The organism is Streptomyces doebereineriae (assembly GCF_031845645.1).
In the GTDB taxonomy this organism is placed as follows: domain Bacteria; phylum Actinomycetota; class Actinomycetes; order Streptomycetales; family Streptomycetaceae; genus Streptomyces; species Streptomyces canus.
In genome coordinates, this window is the sequence record NZ_JAVREZ010000006.1 from 159,580 (window position 1) to 175,754 (window position 16,175).

Sequence of the window (16,175 nt, forward strand, 5' to 3'; positions counted from 1 at the left end):
ACAGCCTCTTGGAACGGTCGGGACTGTGCTGTGCCTGGGATCACAGACCGGCGAAGGTGGCGCCCGCGTCCCGCAGTCGCTCGTGCAGGCCTCGGAACACCGCTGCCGCCCGCCGGCCCGGCCAGTCCTCCGGGAGCAGCGGGGCGGGCAGGCCGGGGTCGGAGTAGGGGAGATGCCGCCAGGAGTCGAGGGCGAGCAGGTAGTCGCGGTAGGCCTCCTCGGGCGGGGTGTCGGCCCGGCCCACCCAGTCGTGCAGCACGCGCGCGTGCCGGTCGAGGAAGGCTTCGTGCTCCTTGGCGATCGCGGCCAGGTCCCACCAGCGGGACACCGCCTCGACGGTCGCCGCGAAGCCGAGATGCTCGCCGCGGAAGAAGTCGACGTACGGGTCGAGCCGCAGCCTCTGGAGGGTGTGCCGGGCCTCCTCGTACAGTCGCGCCGGGGCGATCCACACCCCGGGGGCCGCCGTGCCGAAGCCCAGTCCGGCCAGCCGTGAGCGCAGCACGTGCCGCTTCTGCCGCTCCGACTCCGGCACCGAGAACACCGCGAGCACCCAGCCCTCGTCCTCGGGCGGGGTCACCGCGTAGATGCGCCGGTCGCCGTCGTCGAGCAGCTGACGGGCCTCTTGCGACAGCTCGTACCCGGCCGAGCCCCGTGCCGTGCGGGCCGGCAGCAACAGGCCGCGCCGCTTGAGGCGGGACACCGACGAACGTACGGAGGGGGCGTCCACGCCGACCGCGGCCAGCAGCCGGATCAGCTCGGCGACGGGCACGGGGCCCGGCATGAAGCGGCCGTAGGCTCCGTAGAGCGTGACGATGAGAGACCGTGGTGCATGCTGGTCGGACACGTTGATCATCTTAGTTCGTGTGGATCACTGCTGGTCACCATCGGTGCGCAGCCTGAACCGCTGGAGTTTGCCGGTCGCCGTGCGCGGCAGCGCGTCCAGGAAGACGATCTCGCGCGGGCACTTGTAGGGCGCCAGTTCGGTCTTGATGTAGGCGCGCAGCGCCTCGGCGTCCCGCTCGGCGCCCTCCTTGAGGACGGCGAAGGCCACGACCACCTGACCGCGTGCCTCGTCGGCCCGCCCCACGACGGCCACCTCGACCACGTCCGGGTGTCGCAGCAGGGCATCCTCGACCTCCGGTCCGGCGATGTTGTACCCGGCGGAGATGATCATGTCGTCCGCGCGCGCCACATAGCGGAAGTACCCATCGTTCTCGCGGATGTAGGTGTCGCCGGTGATGTTCCAGCCGTCCCGCACGTACTCGCGCTGCCGGGGATCGGCGAGGTAGCGGCAGCCGACGGGACCGCGCACGGCGAGCAGGCCGGGCTCGCCGTCGGGCCTGTCCCGACCTGTCTCGTCGACCACGCGCGCGTGCCATCCGGGTACGGGCACCCCGGTCGTCCCGGGCCGGATGTGCTCGTCGGCGGCGGAGATGAAGATGTGCAGCAGCTCGGTGGCGCCGATGCCGTTGACGATCCCCAGGCCGGTCCGCTCCTGCCAGGCACGCCAGGTGGCCGCGGGCAGGTTCTCACCCGCGGAGACACAGCGGCGCAGCGACGAGATGTCGTACGCGTCGAGTTCGTCCAGCATCGCGCGGTAGGCGGTGGGAGCGGTGAACAAAACCGAGACCCGGTGCTCGGCGACGGCCGGCAACAGCTGCTGGGGGCCGGCCTGTTCGAGGAGGAGCGAGCTGGCGCCCGCGCGCATCGGGAAGATCACCAGGCCGCCGAGGCCGAAGGTGAAACCGAGCGGGGGACTGCCCGCGAAGACATCGTCCACATGGGGCTTGAGCACATGCTTGGAGAAGGTGTCGGCTATCGCGAGCACATCCCGGTGGAAGTGCATACAGCCCTTGGGCCGCCCGGTGGTCCCGGAGGTGAAAGCGATCAGCGCCACGTCGTCGGCCGCCGTCTCCACGGTGGGGTACGGCATCCCGGGCGCCTCGCGGTTCAGGAGGTCGTCGGGGGCGTCGCCCCCGTACGTCGTGATCCTGAGGCCCGGTATCTCGGCCTTGGCGAGATCGTCGACGGCGCGGATGTCGCACAGGGCGTGCTCTATGCGCGCGATCTCGCACATCGTGGCCAGCTCGTGCGGCCGCTGCTGGGCCAGCACCGTCACGGCGACCGCGCCCGCCTTCAGCACCGCCAGCCAGCAGGCCGCGAGCCAGGGTGTGGTCGGGCCGCGCAACAGGACACGGTTGCCGGGGACGACTCCGAGGTCGCCGGTGAGCAGATGCGCGAGCCGGTCGACGCGGGCACGCAGGGTGCCGTACGTCCATGTGTCCCCGGCCGGGGTGTGGAACACCGGGCGGTCGTCGGGCGGGCCCGTCAGCAGCTCGGAGGCACAGTTCAGCCGATCGGGGTAAAGCAGCTCCGGAAGGTCGAAACGGAGCTCCGGCCACTGGTCGGGGGGCGGGAGGTGGTCGCGCGCGAAAGTGTCGACGTGGGCCGAGACGTTCATGGCGGGTCGCCCCCTTGCCGTGGGCCGCCTTGTGGGCGTCGATGGTGGGCTCGCACAAGGAGCGTATCGTGTTGGTGACGACAGTCAACGGCACGCGATACTGTCGTAGGGCCCTGTCGAGAGAGGGGACCGGCAATGCCCGCATTCTCGCTCGAACCGTCCCGGACCGCCCGGTGTGCGGAGCTGCGCACCCTCGCCGCGGAACGGCTGCGCCCGCTCGCGGAGAAGGGCGAGCCGGGCCGTGTGAACCGTCCGCTGGTCGCCGAGCTGGGCCAACTGGGCCTCCTGGAGCGCCTGTTCACCTCCGGCGCGCTGGATCTGTGCCTGATGCGGGAATCCCTCGCGTACGCCTGCACGGAGGCGGAGACGGCCCTCGCCCTCCAGGGCCTCGGCGCCCACCCCGTCCACGCGTACGGCACTCCGGCCCAGCGGGAGCGCTGGCTGCCGGCGGTGAGCGAGGGCAGCGCGGTGGCCGCGTTCGCGCTGAGCGAGTCGGGAGCGGGTTCGGACGCGGCCGCGCTGTCCTTGTCCGCCGTCCCCGACGGCCCCTCCCGCTGGCGGCTCACCGGGGAGAAGTGCTGGATCTCCAACGCCCCCGAGGCCGACTTCTACACCGTCTTCGCGCGGACCACCCCCGACGTCGGCGCCCGGGGAGTGACCGCCTTCCTCGTGCCCGCGGACCGGCCCGGATTCAGCGGTACCGGCCTCGACATGCTCTCCCCGCATCCCATCGGCACCCTCGCTTTCGACGCCGTGCCGGTGAGCGCCGACGACGTCCTCGGCGAGGTCGACCGCGGCTTCCGGGTCGCCATGGGCACCCTCAACCTCTTCCGGCCCAGCGTCGGCGCCTTCGCGGTCGGCATGGCACAGGCGGCGCTGGACGCGACCCTCGCGCACACCTCCCGACGGGACGCCTTCGGCGGCAAGTTGAGGGACCTTCAGAGCGTCGCGCACACGGTCGCCGAGATGGCCCTGCGCACGGACGCGGCCCGCCTCATGGTGTACGCGGCGGCGACGGCGTACGACGAAGGCGCCCCGGACGTGCCCAAGCGCGCGGCGATGGCGAAGCTGCTCGCGACCGAGACCGCGCAGTACGTCGTCGACAGCGCGGTCCAACTGCACGGAGCCCGCGCACTGCGGCGCGGTCATCTGCTGGAGCACCTGTACCGGGAGGTGCGCGCCCCGCGCATCTACGAAGGGGCGAGCGAGGTGCAACGGGGCATCATCGCCAAGGAGTTGTACGCGGAACTGGCGACCGTGAAGGCCCGGGCAGCCGTAGAGCCGTAGAGACGATGGAGGCTTCATGACCGCCGAGCGCATCAACCCACCCGAACTGTCCCCGCCCACCGGCTTCTCGCACGCGGTCGTCGCCACCGGGTCCCGGCTGGTCTTCCTCGCGGGGCAGACCGCCCTCGACGCCGACGGCAAGGTGGTCGGGGAATCCTTGCCGGAGCAGTTCGAGAAGGCGCTCGACAACCTGCTCACCGCCCTGGCGGCCGCCGGTGGCACTCCGTCCGACCTCGCCCGCGTCACCGTGTACGCCACCGATATCGCCGCCTACCGCACTCACGCCCCGGAACTGGGCCGCATCTGGCGGGAGTCTGCGGGCCGGGACTACCCGGCGATGGCGGTCGTGGAGGTCGTACGGCTGTGGGACGACCAGGCGGCGGTGGAGCTCGACGGCTTCGCGGTGCTGCCCTAGCGTGCCCCGCACCGGGGGTCGGAAGTTGCTCGGGTGGCGTTCCTGGTGCCGGCGTCGGCGGGCGTCGGGACCCTGCGGGGCTTATGGCGTCGCGGGGACGCGCATTGATCAGGCGGCGACGGCCAGCTGTCCGGCCGGCACCCGGTGCGGCGCGACGATCCGGCCGTCGGGCAGCAGCTCGCCGCTGTCGTCGAAGACGATCGCGCCGTTGCACAGCAGGTTCCAGCCCTGCTCGGGATGGGCCGCGACGATGTGCGGGGTGGTGCTGTCGGACGAAGCGCACGAAGACCGGTGAGAACACATGGCGCACCTCCACATTGGTGGGACCGTCCCCATGGGGTCCGTATCCGTATGGGTAGACCATGCGCCCGTCTCGAACTCATCGGAACGGTCCAGCGTGAAGCGTGACAACACGCGGACATCTCTCTGACGGTTCCACGACGCTCGGTGCGGACTCGCCACCAAAGGAGTGACGATCACGGCTGTCGGCACGTGTTCCCGGTAGCAGTGGAGGCCCTCATTCCACTCGACCGGGAGACACACCATGTCCGTCCGCCCCCTGCTCCTGCGCTCCGCCCTCGCCACCGCTGCCGCGCTGTTCCTGCTGGCCGCCCCGGCGCTGCCTGCGAGCGCCGACCCGTCCGAGACCGTCACCGTCGGCCCCGTCGGCCGTATCGCCGAGGACGGCACCGTGACCCTGTCCGGCACCTACCGCTGCAGCGGCAGCACGGGTCCCGTGTTCGTGAGCTCCTCCGTGAGCCAGCGCTCCCCGTTGTTCCGGCAGGGCATCGGCGGTACCCGCGCGGTGTGCGACGGCGTGGAGCACAGCTGGGAGAACACGGGCAAGCCCGGCTCCGACGCCCTGGAACCGGGGCAGGCCCACGTCGAGGCCACCCTCATGGAACTCAGCCCCGAGGGCGGCCTGCCGCTGCCCCTTTTCCACGCGGCCGCGCAGCAGGACGTCACGTTGACGAAGGGCTGAGCGCGGCCCACGTGTGCCGGCGGGACCCGCTCACCCGTCGGCAGCTCACCGCACCAGTCTGATCTCCGGAGGCCACAGCACACCGTCGGCCAACAGCAGTGCGGGGCCCAGGTGTTGAGGGCACACGAGCAGCGGTGGCCGCGCGTGACAGGAGATCTCGAAGCGGGCGCGGGCCCCGCACTCCTCGCCGTCCCGCGGGCCGGAATGCCGGCTCGCGCAGCGCAGCGCGGGGGTGGGGTCCGCGGCCGTCATCGGACGGCCGACGTCGTGACGGAAGGGTGGTCGGGCGTGGGCGACGTCATGGTCCGCTCCTCCTGGCCGGGGTCATGGTCTGCTCCTGCTGCGGTGCTGCGGTGCTGCGGTGCTGCGGTGTGGTGCTGTGGTCCGGTGATCCTGCGGCCTGCGGCCTGCGGCCTGCGGGCCTGCGGGCCTGCGGGTCTGCGGGTCCGGCGGTCCGGCGGTCCGGCGGCCGGGCGGGCGCACGCTGCATGCCCTCACGCTAGGAACGGGCCGGGCGGGCAGCCCGTCCGGGCGGCCGTTCGGGTGAAGGGGGACCGGTCGCGGGTTTTGGGCGTTCAGGGGATGCGGTGCGGCCAAGCGTGCCGGTCCCCCTCGCCAGGAGAGGCGACGGCTCGGACCCCGTACAGCCGTCTCAGACGGGATACGCGTGCGTCTGTGCCGCCTTCACCGCCGCCCAGACCTCCGCGCCCGGGTGCAGGTCGAGTTCCGCCGCGGCCACCGTGGTGAGGTCCGCTGCGAGGGGAAGCTCGCCGGTGAGGTCGGCACGGATCTGGTCGCCGTGGGTCTCCAGGCCGGCCACCTCGCAGCGCCAGTGGTTGCGGGCGCTGGAGCCGGCGGGCGGTTCACGGTAGAGGGTCACGGCGCTCGGCGGGAAGGCGACGAACACCGGTCCGGAGAGGTCGTCCGTGGTGGTGAGCGCGGGCCCGGCTTCGAGGCGGACGGTGTGGCCGTCGGCCTCGCCCCGGTAGAGGTTCAGGCCGACCAACTGGGCGATGTAGTCGGTGCGCGGATGGCGGGCGATGTGGGACGGGGCGCCCTCCTGGACGACCTCGCCGTGCTCGACGACCACGAGACGGTCGGCGAGGACCATGGCGTCCAGCGGGTCGTGCGTGACGAGTACGGCGACGGCCTCGAACTCCGCCAGATGGCGCCGCAGTTGGGCACGGACCTCGAGCCGGGTGCGGGCGTCGAGGGCGGCCAGGGGCTCGTCGAGGAGCAGCAGCCGGGGGTTGGTCGCCAACGCGCGGGCCACGGCCACGCGTTGGGCCTGGCCGCCGGACAACTTGCGTGGCTTGGCGCCCGCGTGGGCGGCGAGGCCCATGCGCTCCAGCCATACCGCGGCCCGCGCACGGGCCACCGCCTTGGTCGCGCCCTGACAGCGCGGGCCGAACGCGACGTTGTCGAGGGCGGTGAGGTGCGGGAAGAGCAGATAATCCTGGAAGACGACGCCGACGGGACGGGATTCAGGCGGCGTGCGCTCCAACGCGGTGCCGTCCAGCCGCAGATGACCGTCAGTGAGTGGGGTCAGACCGGCGAGTGCGCGCAGAGCGGTGGTCTTGCCGGCACCGTTCGGACCGAGGAGGGCGACTACCTCGCCGGGGGCGACGGTGAGCGAAACGTCGAGGCGGAAGGCGCCACGGTCCACGACGAGACGGGCGTCGAGGCCGTCGGGGGCGATGCCGGGGCGGATGCCGGAGGCGGCGGCTTGGGTCTTCTCGGTCATCGGACGCGCTCCGCTCCCCGTCGGCCGGCGGTTCTCGGTTCCCGCCGGTCGGCTGTCACTGGTCTCGGCCGTCGGACCGCTCTGCCGCAGGCCCTGCCTTCACCGGCCCCAGCAGTCCCTCCATCACCGACTCCAGCAGTCCCTCCACCTCCGACCCCGCCCGCCCCGCCACCACCCACATCGCTCATCCCGCCGTCATCCAACGATCGCGCAGCCCCGCCAGCACCGCCACGGACACGGCCAGGAGGACCAGGCTGAGGGCGACGGCCGCCTCCGGGTCGCTCTGGAGGGCGAGGTAGACGGCGAGCGGCATGGTCTGGGTACGGCCCGGGAAGTTGCCCGCGAAAGTGATCGTCGCGCCGAACTCGCCCAGCGCCCGCGCCCACGCCAGTACCGCGCCCGCAGCGATGCCCGGTGCGATCAGCGGCAGCGTGACCCGGCGGAACGCGGTGAAGCGGGAGGCGCCCAGGGTCGTCGCCGCCTCCTCGTACCGCGGGTCGGCGGCCCGAAGGGTGCCCTCCACGCTGATGACGAGGAACGGCATCGCGACGAATGCCTCGGCGACCACGACCCCGGCCGTGGTGAAGGGGAGCGTGATCCCGAACCAGGCGTCGAGCCACTTGCCCACGACCCCGTTGCGGCCCAGCGCCATGAGCAGCGCGACACCGCCGACGACCGGCGGCAGGACGAGCGGCAGGGTCACCAGGGCCCGGACCAGGCCGCGGCCGGGGAACTCGACGCGGGCCAGCAGCCAGGCCAGCGGAACTCCGATGACCAGGCTCACCGCGGTGGCGGCCGTGGCGCAGATCAGGGACAACTGAAGCGCCTGCCACACATCGGCGCTGGTCAGCTGCTCGGGCATGCTGCGCCAGGGCGCCCGTACAAGAAGCGCGACCAGCGGCACGATCAGGAACGCCAGACCGATCAGCGCCGGCACGAGCAACGGCAGCGGCACACCGCGGCCGGCCGCACCGGTCCGGACACGCCGGCGCCGCGGCCCGCCCCGGAGGGTCTCGGCCGCGGCCTCGGACCGGTCTGCGCGGGTCACGGCTTCAGGAACCCGGCCCCGGTCAGGACCTTCTGGCCCTCGGCGGACCGCACCAGCGCGATGAACGCCTTGGCGGTGTCGGTGTGCTGCGCGTCCTTGAGCAGGGTGATCGGGTAGTCGTTGACGGCGTCGGCGGACTCGGGGAACTCCACGCCCCCCACCTTGTCACCCGCGGCGTGCACATCGGTCTTGTAGACGACGGCCGCGTCGGCCTCCTTCAGTTCGACCTTCGTCAGCGCGGCCTTGACGTCCTGCTCGTAGGAGACCGGCGTGAGCTTCAGCCTGCTCGCGTCGAGGGCCTTCTGGGCGGCGGCGCCGCAGGGCACCTCCTTGTCGCACAGCACGACCTTCAGGTCCGGGTTCGTGAGGTCCTTCAGCGACGCGACCTTGTCCGGATTGCCCGGCAGGGTGGCGATCTCCAGCTGGTTGCGCACGAAGGTGGCGGGTGTGCCGGAGGCGTCCCCGGCGTCCGTGACGATCTTCATCGTCTTGGGGCTGGCCGAGGCGAACACGTCCGCCGGGGCGCCGCCGGTGATGCTCGCGGCGAGCGAGTCGCTGCCGCCGAAGCTGAAGGTCACCTTCGTGCCGGGGTGGGCCCGCTCGAACTGCTTGCCCAAAGTCGTGAAGCTCTCCTGGAGCGAGGCCGCGGCGAAGACGGTCACCGTGCCGGAGAGCTTGTCCGAGGAGGACCCGGACGAGCCCGACGTCGTGGACGAGGAGCCCGAGTCGGACGACGAGCAGGCGCTGAGGGCCAGCAGCGCGGCGGCGCCTGCCCCGGCCACCTGCACGGTCCGGCGGTTCCGACGCGCGGTACGGGTCATCATGGGTCCACTCCCTCTGGGTCCTGACGGACACCTTCACCTGCGGTCCTGGCGGACCTTCCACGATCCACGATAATGGCGCAGATGCGAGGTGAAAGTCTCCTGTCGCATCGCATGAGCTTGGAGTCTGATTCATCAGGGTGGCATGTGCGTATGTACGGGATGCGGCAATTCCGTTGCCGGTGGCGATGCCGGTGATTACGTTCGCCTCCATGGCGGACGACGAACCCACGCGCGCGGCCAGGCTGCTGGACGCTCAGGCGAAGGCCGTTCGGCTCTTCGCGGAGATCGAGGAGCGCGGGCTGGTGGCGCCGGGGGAGGGTGAGCGGGCGGTCAGCAACCGGATCCGGGACCTGGCGAACGAGCTGTTCGGCACCACTCGGCACTGGCACAAGCGGATCGTGCGCTCCGGACCGAACACGCTCGAGCCCTACCGGGAGAACCCGCCGGACCGGGTGATCGGCGCGGACGACATCGTCTTCGCCGACTTCGGCCCGATCTTCGAGGAGTACGAGGCCGACTTCGGCCGGACCTTCGTCCTCGGCGACGACCCGGTCAAGCACCGACTGCGCGGCGACCTGCCGAAGATCTTCGCCGAGGGCCGGAGCCGCTTCGAGGCCGACCCGGACATCACCGGCGCACGCCTGTACGCCGAGATTGAGCGGCTGGCCGCCAAGTCCGGCTGGAAGCTGGGTGGTTGGCATGCGGGCCACCTGGTCGGCGAGTTCCCGCACGAGTGGATCGACGGCGCCGACGTGGAGTCGTACATCGCGCCCGCCAACGGCACTCCACTGCGCCGTACCGACAAAGCCGGACGCCGCTGCCACTGGATCCTGGAGATCCATCTCGTCGACACGGAACGGCGGTTCGGGGGCTTCCACGAGGAACTGCTCACCCTCTGACCCCGCAGGACTCCCGCTCAGGCGCGGTCGATGTGCACGTTCGTCGACTTCACGCGGGCGGTGGCCTCCACCCCGACCTCCAGGCCGAGTTCCTCCACGGCCTCCCGCGTCAGCAGTGACACCAGCCGGTGCGGGCCTGCCTGGATCTCCACCTGGGCCGCGACATCGCCCAGCTTCACGGCCGTGACGATGCCGGGAAAGGCATTGCGGACCGAGGTGTACGAGGTCTCCTCGTCGCCACCGCTCTTGGCCAATTCCACCGAGAACGCGGCCAGGTCCTTCCCGTCGATGAGGCGTCGCCCGGTGTCGTCCCGATGGGTGGCCACCCGGCCGGCGTCCGCCCACCGCCGCGCGGTGTCCGGGCTCACTCCGAGCAGACGTGCCGCCTGGCCGATCGTGTAGGACTGCATACGCGCCAAGATAGGCGATCAACACCGGCGGGAGCGCCCCGGATCATCGCGCGAAGCCGCGCTTTCCCGCCCGGGGGCCATCGAGCAGGCCGGCGTCCGGGTCCGCGAGGCCACCGAGGTCCTGGACAGGACGACCGGTTCCACGAGCGCTTCTGACCACGGCGGAGCGGGCCCGGATCCGCGTCGAAGGGGCATGCTGGTGTCCGTACGAGGGTCAGGAGGTGCCGGAATGCGATGGTGGGCCGGAGTGTGGGCGGCAGCCGGGGTGGCCGTCCTGGTGGCGTGCGGTACATCGGCGGGAGGGCCTTCGGGGCCTTCGGGAGGGAGCGGCGGTGCGACAGAGCCGTCGGGGGGTGCGTCGACTCGCGCGTCCGCCGTTCCGTCCCCGTCCTCGTCCATGAGCCCGACCGGAGGGAGCCCGTCCGGCTCGGCCGCGAGCTGTGTGTCCGGGCGCGCGGAGGTTCACTTCAGCCCCGGTGACGCGGTCGTCCAGCGGCTGTGCCTGCGGCCGGGGGCCGTCGTGTCGCTCGTCCTGGAGCCCCGGGCGGACGACAGGCGTTGGACGGCCGTGCTCAGTTCCGCGCCGGCCTTCGTCCTGGTGTCCGGCCGGCGGGTGGACGCGGACGGCACGGCTCGCGCCTCGCTGCGGTGCGCGGGCACCCGGGGCGGTACGGCCGAGGTCACCGCGCGGGCGAAGGCGCCGGACGTGGCGGGCGCGGCGCGGGTCGCCTTCACGCTGCACGTGGACGTGCTGCCGTACCCGACGCAGGGGTGACCCCGGAAGCCGGGGCCACCCCTGTCAGGCCGTGTCAGCCGCAGTCGCGCACCTTGATCGTGTAGATGCCGCGGCCGTGGGTGGCCGCGTACAGCGTGCTGCCGTCGGGGCTCAGCTTCACCTGGAGCACGGCGACCGCCGGGAGGTTGCCGACGCGCTGCCAGGTCGTACGTCCCGGCGCCCGGTAGACGACGCCGAGGTCGGTGCCCACGGCGAGACCGCCGTTCGGTGTGACGACCGCGGAGTCGGCCGGCACGTCGGGGAGGTTCTTCGAGATGTCCTTCCAGGTGGTACCGCCGTCCTTGGACTCGAAGACGTGACCCACGCCCGCGCCCGGTCCCTCGGTCCACTGCCGGGAGAAGCCGTTGACCGTGAGGTAGACGTGGTCGGCGTTCTTCGGGTCGACGGCGAAGCCGCTGAGGTAGCGGTTGGGCACGGTCCCGTCCACCGGCAGGGCGATGTCGTGCCAGCCGGTGCCGTCCGTGTTGCCGACGGAGATCCCGCGGGCGAAGCCCTGGTTGTTGCAGGGCCCGCACCAGGCCGCGTAGACCTTGCCGCCGGAGGTGGCGACGGCGGTCGCGGTGCGGCCTTCGCCGAGGTCGTACAGGCTGGTCCACTCGCTGCCGCTGCGGATGGCGTAGCCGTGGGTCTGCACCCACACGTGGCGGCCGCCCGCGATCCAGGTCGAGGGGTTCTTGGCGTCGGCCGCGAGCGGGGCGATGAAGCGGGCCTCGCCGGTCGCGTTGTCGGCCGGGGCGACGTTGTACGACGTGGCCTTGGCGGCGTCGTCGATCCAGCTTCCGTCGTTGACGGCACAGTTCTGGGTCACCTGGATGGAGAGGTAGACGTACTCCTCGGCCATGTTGCACCCGTTGGCCGGGTCGGTGAGCGTGTCGCCGCCGTCCCCGCCGAAGTTGGAGCCCATCACCTTGTCGTTGCTGCGCAACAGGGACTGGCCGTTGTCCTGCAGGCCGCCGGTGACGGAGACGCCGCCGTGGTCCAGGTCCTTGCCGATGCCCACCGAGTAGTACTGCAGGGTGTCGATGGTGCCGTCGTTCAGCGAGGTCCAGTCGGTGGCGTGCCCGGAGGTGTCCTGGGAGCCGTTGACCGGCCGCTTGTAGACGCCGCCGTCGTTGCCGACGTACACGAAGCTCTTGCCGTGGTAGCTGCCGATCGCCACGCCGTGCTGGTCGGAGTGGGTGGTCGGGTTGCAGTCACCGGTCTGCTTGGCCGGGTCGATGTTCCAGCAGGGGAAGGAGAAGTTCCAGTACGGGCCCACGGTCGACCAGGTACTGCCGCCGTCCTTGGTCTCGTAGACCTCCTCCAGACCCGCGTACACGTGCTCCGCGTTCGCCGGGTCGACCGTCAGGAACTGGTTGTACCAGGCCTGCACCCCCGGCATGTAGCCGCTGGTGGTCAGCGCGGAGCCGTCGGCGGCCAGGCCCTGGTAGTCGGCGATCTTCGTCCAAGGGCCGGTGGGGGAGCCGGACTTGGAGACGTAGATGCCCTCCAGGCCGCTGTCCGGGTTGGTGTTCAGCTGCTCCGGTGACTGGTCGATGGCGTAGTAGCGGGAGCCGTCGGCGGAGCGGGCGAAGGTGACGTTGCCGACGTCGTCCGCGTCGGCGGGCAGGTCGCCCAGGCCGCTGGTGATCCGCGTCCAGGCGCCGCCCGCGCCCTTGGTGTAGAAGCCGTTGTAGTCGTCACCGCTGCGCCAGCCCACCGCGAGAACGACCTTGCTCGGGTCCTTCGGGTCGATCGCGATGTCGTTGGCGATGTTCTTGTACGGGGCGTCGGGGTCGTCCGCCTCCGAACGGCCCGGCAGATAGTCGGGGTTGGGCGCGAACTCCAGCTTCCAGGCGCCCTTGAGCGTCTTCGTGGAGTGGCTCCACACGCCCTCGCTGGTCGCCGCCCACACCTTGCCGCCGCCGAAGCGCAGCTCGTGGATCGAAGTGGACTCCAGTTCGTCGCCGCCGACCCGGCTGCGGGTGGAGAAGGTGCCTTGGTGCGGGTGGGACAGGACGTAGACGCCGCTGCCGAGGTAGGCGTCCGCGTTGGTCGTCGCCTCGCCGGTGCCCAGCCACAGCCGGCCGGTCCCGTCGAGCGCGAGTGCGCCGGTGGACTGGGCCGGCAGCGGGTCGCTGATCGGCTGCCAGTGTCCGCCGCCGGACCGGGACCGCCACACGCCGCCGCCCGCACTGCCCGCGTACACGTACCCGTCGTCGTCGGCGGCGATCGCTGCCATCCGGCCGGTGACGTTGCCGGAGCCGCCGCTGGAGTTGGAGTCGATGTCGCGGTAGCGCGAGTCGTCGGAGTTGTACGGCAGGTCGGTGACGTTGCGCCAACTGCCGCCGCTGCTCGGCAGTTTGGTCAGGTCGGACCAAGCGGCGCCGTAGGCGCCCGGCGCGACGATGCCGGGCGAGGTGCGCGCCTCGGCGTACTGGTCCGCGCCCTCGGCTATCTCGTCGGCCTCGTTGCCGTCGTCGCCGTCACCGTCGCCGTCCTTCGCCTTGGGGCTCATGGCGCCCACCGAGTCCGCTCGTCCGGAGGCGAGTTGGGCGAGCGTGCGGGCGCCGAAGGGGCTGTTGTTCTGGCCGGACGCGGCGCTTGCGGGTATCGCGACGAGTGCGGCGGATGCGGTGATGGCCCAGGTCGTGAGCCATCGTCTCTTACGGGTCGGTGCTGACACGGGGTCCTCCCAAACAGGCATACGTACGGCCTTCGTTGGGACCCGACCATGGGTGGAAGGGAGTGTCCGGCACTTGGGAAGCCTTTGACCAGGGCCTGTCACTTCGTGTACGGGGCGTCGATCGGGGGAGAGATTGGCGGCCTGCCGGTCAGTCGCTTTCGATGCACTGGGCTTGCTCCGGGCTTGGTCTGGAAGGCCCCGGAACCGGCGGTGCAGCGCAGCTTCGGCATCCCGTCGCCTACGGCATGCTCATCAACGCCCTTACGGCCGACGGGATTCGGCTGGGGGCGAGGGCGTGACCCCGTGAGGATCGCGTCAGCGCACGCCTGCCGTGTCGAGCAGCGTCGTCACCGTGGGTGCCACGAGCCCGGTCAGGTTGTCGGCCTGGATTCCCGCGCGGGCGCTGGCGCCGTCGAAGACCAGGATGAGCTGGCGGGCCAGCAGGTCGGGATCGCTCGCGCCGCCCTGTTCGGCCTCGGAACGGAAAAAGCCGGTCAGGTTCGCCTTGATCCGGTGGGCCACCTGGCTCGCGGGGTGGCTCTGGTCCTTGAGCTCGACCTGAACAGTGAGGTACCGGCAGCCCAGAAACTCGGGGGCACCGGCCTGCGACTCCAACTGCTCGAAGACGTGCCGGATCCGCTCGCGCGGTGAGCGGCCGTCGTCCGCCGGCGGCAGGAGCCCGGCCACGAAGGCGGCGGCGCGTTCCTCCAGGCTCGCGGCCAGCAGTTCGTCCTTGCTCTCGAACAGCTGGTACATGGAGCGCTTGGACACCCTCGCCGCCTTGCACAGCGCGTCGACACCGATGCCGACACCATCCCGGTAGGTGAGCCTGGCCGCCGCCTCCAGCAGCCGCTCCCTGGAACTTGACTTCGCCTCGGTGGTCATACCGCGAGGTTAACCCGATTCCGAGCAAATGAAAACTGATCGGTTTACGGCGCTCGCCCCCGGAAGGAGCCGGGCTGCGCGCGCCGCACTGCCCCGCGTGTCCGTCAGCCTCGGCGCATCGGCCAACCTCGCCGATCTGGCGCCGAGTTGACGGAACTTCCCGCGATGTGCAGCTCAATGGGCGATGACGGGCTCGCCTTCCGACGGCGCCAGAGGCGTGTTCGGTATCAGGAGCGCCGCGAGCACCGCACCGACCACGAAGAACCCGGCGCCCCACGCCAGGGTGGCCGTGTAGCCCTCGACCCCGGCCTGCGCCACGGTCAGCGCGCCGGCCTTGTGTGAGGACAGGTAGTCGGCCGTGGCCGATGAGGCGACGGTGGTCAGCAGGGCCGTGCTGATCGAGCCGCCCACCTGCTGGCTGGTGTTGATCAGCGCCGAGGCGACGCCCGTGTCCTCGTGGTGCACACCTGCCGTCGCGCCCTGGAACGCGGTGGTCATCACCCCGCCGAGGCCGAGACCCAGCAGGATCATCCCGGGCATGATGTCGGCGACGTAGCCGCTGTCCAGCGCGAGCCGGGTCAGCAGGGCCATACCGCTCGCGGAGACCAGGAAGCTGGCGGAGACCACGATCTTCGGACCGGTCCTGGGCAGCAGCAGTGAAGGCGCCGTGGTCGCCGCGGCAACGATCCCTCCGACCATCGGCAGGAACGCCAGACCGGTCTTGATCGGCGAGTAGCCGACGCTGGCCTCCAGGTAGTAGGTCAGGAACAGGAAGATCGAGAACATCCCCATGCCCACGACGAACACGGCCAGGAACGAACCGCCGCGGGTCCGGTCCAGCACGAGTCGCAGCGGCAGCAGCGGATGCGCGACCCTCGACTCCACCCACACGAATACGGCGAGCAGCACCACGCCGACGATCATGGAGCCCAGCGTGACCGGGTTGGTCCAACTGGTGGATTCGACGTGCGCGAACCCGTAGACGACGGCGAACAGGGCGGCACTCACCACGAGGGTGCCCGGAATGTCGAGCTTGGGCCGCTCGGTGACCGCGGGCTTGGCCAGGAGCAGCACCGCGCCGACCAGCGCGACCGCCGCGAAGACGACGTTCACGTACATCACCCAGCGCCACGACGCCCATTCGGTGAGCATGCCGCCGAGCAGCAGTCCGACCGCGCCGCCCGCACCGGACAGCGCACTGAAGATGCCGAAGGCCTTCGCCCGCTCGGACGGTTGGGTGAAGGTCACGCTGAGCAGTGAGAGGGCCGCGGGCGCGAGCAGCGCGGCGAAGAGGCCTTGGGCCACGCGTGCCGCGACGAGGATCTCGAAGCTGCCGGCCGCCCCGCCGGCGACGGACGCGGCCGCGAAACCGACCAGGCCGATGACGAAGGTGGTACGCCGGCCGAACAGGTCGCCGAGTCGGCCGCCGAGCAACAACAGGCTGCCGAACGCCAGGGCGTAACCCGTGATGACCCACTGCCGGCTGCCGTCGCTGAAACCGAGATCGTGCTGCGCCGCGGGCAGCGCGATGTTCACGACGGTCGCATCGAGCGTGACCATGAGCTGTGCCACGCCCAGCACGACGAGCACCCACCAGCGGACGGCGTGTGAGCCGCGGCGGCCCGGGTCTGTTTTCCCGGAGGCGGGCGCCCCACGGTCGTAGGTGGTGGTCATCTTTTCCCTCTGTCGCTGGTCATGCCCGAGCACCGGTAGGAAACCGATCTGTTTCCAGATAGGAAAACAGATCGGTTTCCACAGT

16 protein-coding genes are annotated in these 16,175 nt (G+C 71.2%); 5 read left to right on the forward strand and 11 right to left on the reverse strand.

Annotation, left to right across the window (positions count from 1 at the left end; all coding sequences use genetic code 11):
- Positions 1–40: 40 nt before the first annotated feature.
- Both RNB18_RS19415 and RNB18_RS19420 read right to left on the reverse strand, forming a co-directional pair.
- Positions 41–853, reverse strand: coding sequence for a PaaX family transcriptional regulator (locus RNB18_RS19415; RefSeq protein WP_311715341.1), 813 nt, complete (start codon positions 851–853; stop codon positions 41–43).
- Between the two features lie 15 nt (positions 854–868).
- Positions 869–2,461, reverse strand: a complete 1,593-nt coding sequence (locus tag RNB18_RS19420) for an AMP-binding protein (RefSeq protein WP_311715342.1) — start codon at positions 2,459–2,461, stop codon at positions 869–871.
- Between the two features lie 135 nt (positions 2,462–2,596).
- Between RNB18_RS19420 and RNB18_RS19425 the strand changes: the two genes are divergently transcribed.
- Entirely contained in the window at positions 2,597–3,748 is a 1,152-nt protein-coding gene (locus RNB18_RS19425; protein ID WP_311715343.1) for an acyl-CoA dehydrogenase family protein, read from the forward strand.
- A gap of 16 nt (positions 3,749–3,764) precedes the next feature.
- Complete coding sequence (locus RNB18_RS19430; RefSeq protein ID WP_266558392.1) at positions 3,765–4,163, forward strand: RidA family protein; 399 nt, start codon at positions 3,765–3,767, stop codon at positions 4,161–4,163.
- A 108-nt stretch (positions 4,164–4,271) separates the two neighbouring features.
- On the opposite strand, the gene RNB18_RS19435 is transcribed toward RNB18_RS19430, so the two are convergent.
- Complete coding sequence (locus RNB18_RS19435) at positions 4,272–4,466, reverse strand: DUF5999 family protein (RefSeq protein ID WP_057611223.1); 195 nt, start codon at positions 4,464–4,466, stop codon at positions 4,272–4,274.
- Between the two features lie 241 nt (positions 4,467–4,707).
- Between RNB18_RS19435 and RNB18_RS19440 the strand changes: the two genes are divergently transcribed.
- Positions 4,708–5,145 (forward strand): DUF6299 family protein, encoded by a 438-nt coding sequence (locus RNB18_RS19440; protein ID WP_311715344.1) that lies wholly within the window; start codon positions 4,708–4,710, stop codon positions 5,143–5,145.
- Between the two features lie 45 nt (positions 5,146–5,190).
- Here RNB18_RS19440 and RNB18_RS19445 read toward each other — a convergent pair whose 3' ends face one another.
- The 4 genes from RNB18_RS19445 to modA form a co-directional block, all read right to left on the reverse strand.
- Positions 5,191–5,397, reverse strand: coding sequence for a hypothetical protein (locus RNB18_RS19445; RefSeq protein ID WP_266509228.1), 207 nt, complete (start codon positions 5,395–5,397; stop codon positions 5,191–5,193).
- A 400-nt stretch (positions 5,398–5,797) separates the two neighbouring features.
- Positions 5,798–6,889, reverse strand: a complete 1,092-nt coding sequence (locus RNB18_RS19450) for an ABC transporter ATP-binding protein (RefSeq protein ID WP_311715345.1) — start codon at positions 6,887–6,889, stop codon at positions 5,798–5,800.
- 184 nt (positions 6,890–7,073) lie between these two features.
- Positions 7,074–7,937, reverse strand: coding sequence for an ABC transporter permease (locus tag RNB18_RS19455; protein WP_311715346.1), 864 nt, complete (start codon positions 7,935–7,937; stop codon positions 7,074–7,076).
- A complete protein-coding gene (gene modA / locus RNB18_RS19460; RefSeq protein WP_311715622.1) occupies positions 7,934–8,758 on the reverse strand; it encodes a molybdate ABC transporter substrate-binding protein in 825 nt (274 codons plus the stop codon). The genes RNB18_RS19455 and modA overlap by 4 nt, the downstream gene beginning before the upstream one ends.
- A gap of 212 nt (positions 8,759–8,970) precedes the next feature.
- Between modA and RNB18_RS19465 the strand changes: the two genes are divergently transcribed.
- Positions 8,971–9,660 carry a M24 family metallopeptidase gene (locus RNB18_RS19465; protein ID WP_311715347.1) on the forward strand — a complete coding sequence of 230 codons (690 nt, stop codon included), beginning with the start codon at positions 8,971–8,973 and terminating at the stop codon, positions 9,658–9,660.
- A gap of 17 nt (positions 9,661–9,677) precedes the next feature.
- Here the strand turns inward: RNB18_RS19465 and RNB18_RS19470 are convergent, their stop codons facing one another.
- Complete coding sequence (locus tag RNB18_RS19470; RefSeq protein WP_311715348.1) at positions 9,678–10,070, reverse strand: TOBE domain-containing protein; 393 nt, start codon at positions 10,068–10,070, stop codon at positions 9,678–9,680.
- 397 nt (positions 10,071–10,467) lie between these two features.
- On the opposite strand from RNB18_RS19470, the gene RNB18_RS19475 reads away from it, so the two are divergent.
- Positions 10,468–10,845 (forward strand): acetyl-CoA synthetase, encoded by a 378-nt coding sequence (locus RNB18_RS19475; protein ID WP_311715349.1) that lies wholly within the window; start codon positions 10,468–10,470, stop codon positions 10,843–10,845.
- Between the two features lie 34 nt (positions 10,846–10,879).
- Here the strand turns inward: RNB18_RS19475 and RNB18_RS19480 are convergent, their stop codons facing one another.
- From RNB18_RS19480 to RNB18_RS19490, 3 genes are all read right to left on the reverse strand, one after another.
- Positions 10,880–13,531 (reverse strand): WD40/YVTN/BNR-like repeat-containing protein, encoded by a 2,652-nt coding sequence (locus RNB18_RS19480; protein ID WP_311715350.1) that lies wholly within the window; start codon positions 13,529–13,531, stop codon positions 10,880–10,882.
- A gap of 315 nt (positions 13,532–13,846) precedes the next feature.
- Positions 13,847–14,416 (reverse strand): TetR/AcrR family transcriptional regulator, encoded by a 570-nt coding sequence (locus tag RNB18_RS19485; protein WP_311715351.1) that lies wholly within the window; start codon positions 14,414–14,416, stop codon positions 13,847–13,849.
- 174 nt (positions 14,417–14,590) lie between these two features.
- Complete coding sequence (locus tag RNB18_RS19490) at positions 14,591–16,090, reverse strand: MFS transporter (protein WP_311715352.1); 1,500 nt, start codon at positions 16,088–16,090, stop codon at positions 14,591–14,593.
- Between the last annotated feature and the right edge of the window lie 85 nt (positions 16,091–16,175).

What these genes read in the sequence shown, in the direction of transcription:
- RNB18_RS19440 (WP_311715344.1), top strand. Translation starts at nt 4,708, where the DNA reads ATGTCCGTCCGCCCCCTGCTCCTGCGCTCCGCCCTCGCCACCGCTGCC.
- modA (WP_311715622.1), bottom strand. Translation starts at nt 8,758, where the DNA reads ATGACCCGTACCGCGCGTCGGAACCGCCGGACCGTGCAGGTGGCCGGG.
- RNB18_RS19425 (WP_311715343.1), top strand. Translation starts at nt 2,597, where the DNA reads ATGCCCGCATTCTCGCTCGAACCGTCCCGGACCGCCCGGTGTGCGGAG.
- RNB18_RS19450 (WP_311715345.1), bottom strand. Translation starts at nt 6,889, where the DNA reads ATGACCGAGAAGACCCAAGCCGCCGCCTCCGGCATCCGCCCCGGCATC.
- RNB18_RS19420 (WP_311715342.1), bottom strand. Translation starts at nt 2,461, where the DNA reads ATGAACGTCTCGGCCCACGTCGACACTTTCGCGCGCGACCACCTCCCG.
- RNB18_RS19490 (WP_311715352.1), bottom strand. Translation starts at nt 16,090, where the DNA reads ATGACCACCACCTACGACCGTGGGGCGCCCGCCTCCGGGAAAACAGAC.
- RNB18_RS19415 (WP_311715341.1), bottom strand. Translation starts at nt 853, where the DNA reads ATGATCAACGTGTCCGACCAGCATGCACCACGGTCTCTCATCGTCACG.
- RNB18_RS19445 (WP_266509228.1), bottom strand. Translation starts at nt 5,397, where the DNA reads ATGACGGCCGCGGACCCCACCCCCGCGCTGCGCTGCGCGAGCCGGCAT.
- RNB18_RS19430 (WP_266558392.1), top strand. Translation starts at nt 3,765, where the DNA reads ATGACCGCCGAGCGCATCAACCCACCCGAACTGTCCCCGCCCACCGGC.
- RNB18_RS19470 (WP_311715348.1), bottom strand. Translation starts at nt 10,070, where the DNA reads ATGCAGTCCTACACGATCGGCCAGGCGGCACGTCTGCTCGGAGTGAGC.
- RNB18_RS19435 (WP_057611223.1), bottom strand. Translation starts at nt 4,466, where the DNA reads ATGTGTTCTCACCGGTCTTCGTGCGCTTCGTCCGACAGCACCACCCCG.
- RNB18_RS19465 (WP_311715347.1), top strand. Translation starts at nt 8,971, where the DNA reads ATGGCGGACGACGAACCCACGCGCGCGGCCAGGCTGCTGGACGCTCAG.
- RNB18_RS19475 (WP_311715349.1), top strand. Translation starts at nt 10,468, where the DNA reads ATGAGCCCGACCGGAGGGAGCCCGTCCGGCTCGGCCGCGAGCTGTGTG.
- RNB18_RS19485 (WP_311715351.1), bottom strand. Translation starts at nt 14,416, where the DNA reads ATGACCACCGAGGCGAAGTCAAGTTCCAGGGAGCGGCTGCTGGAGGCG.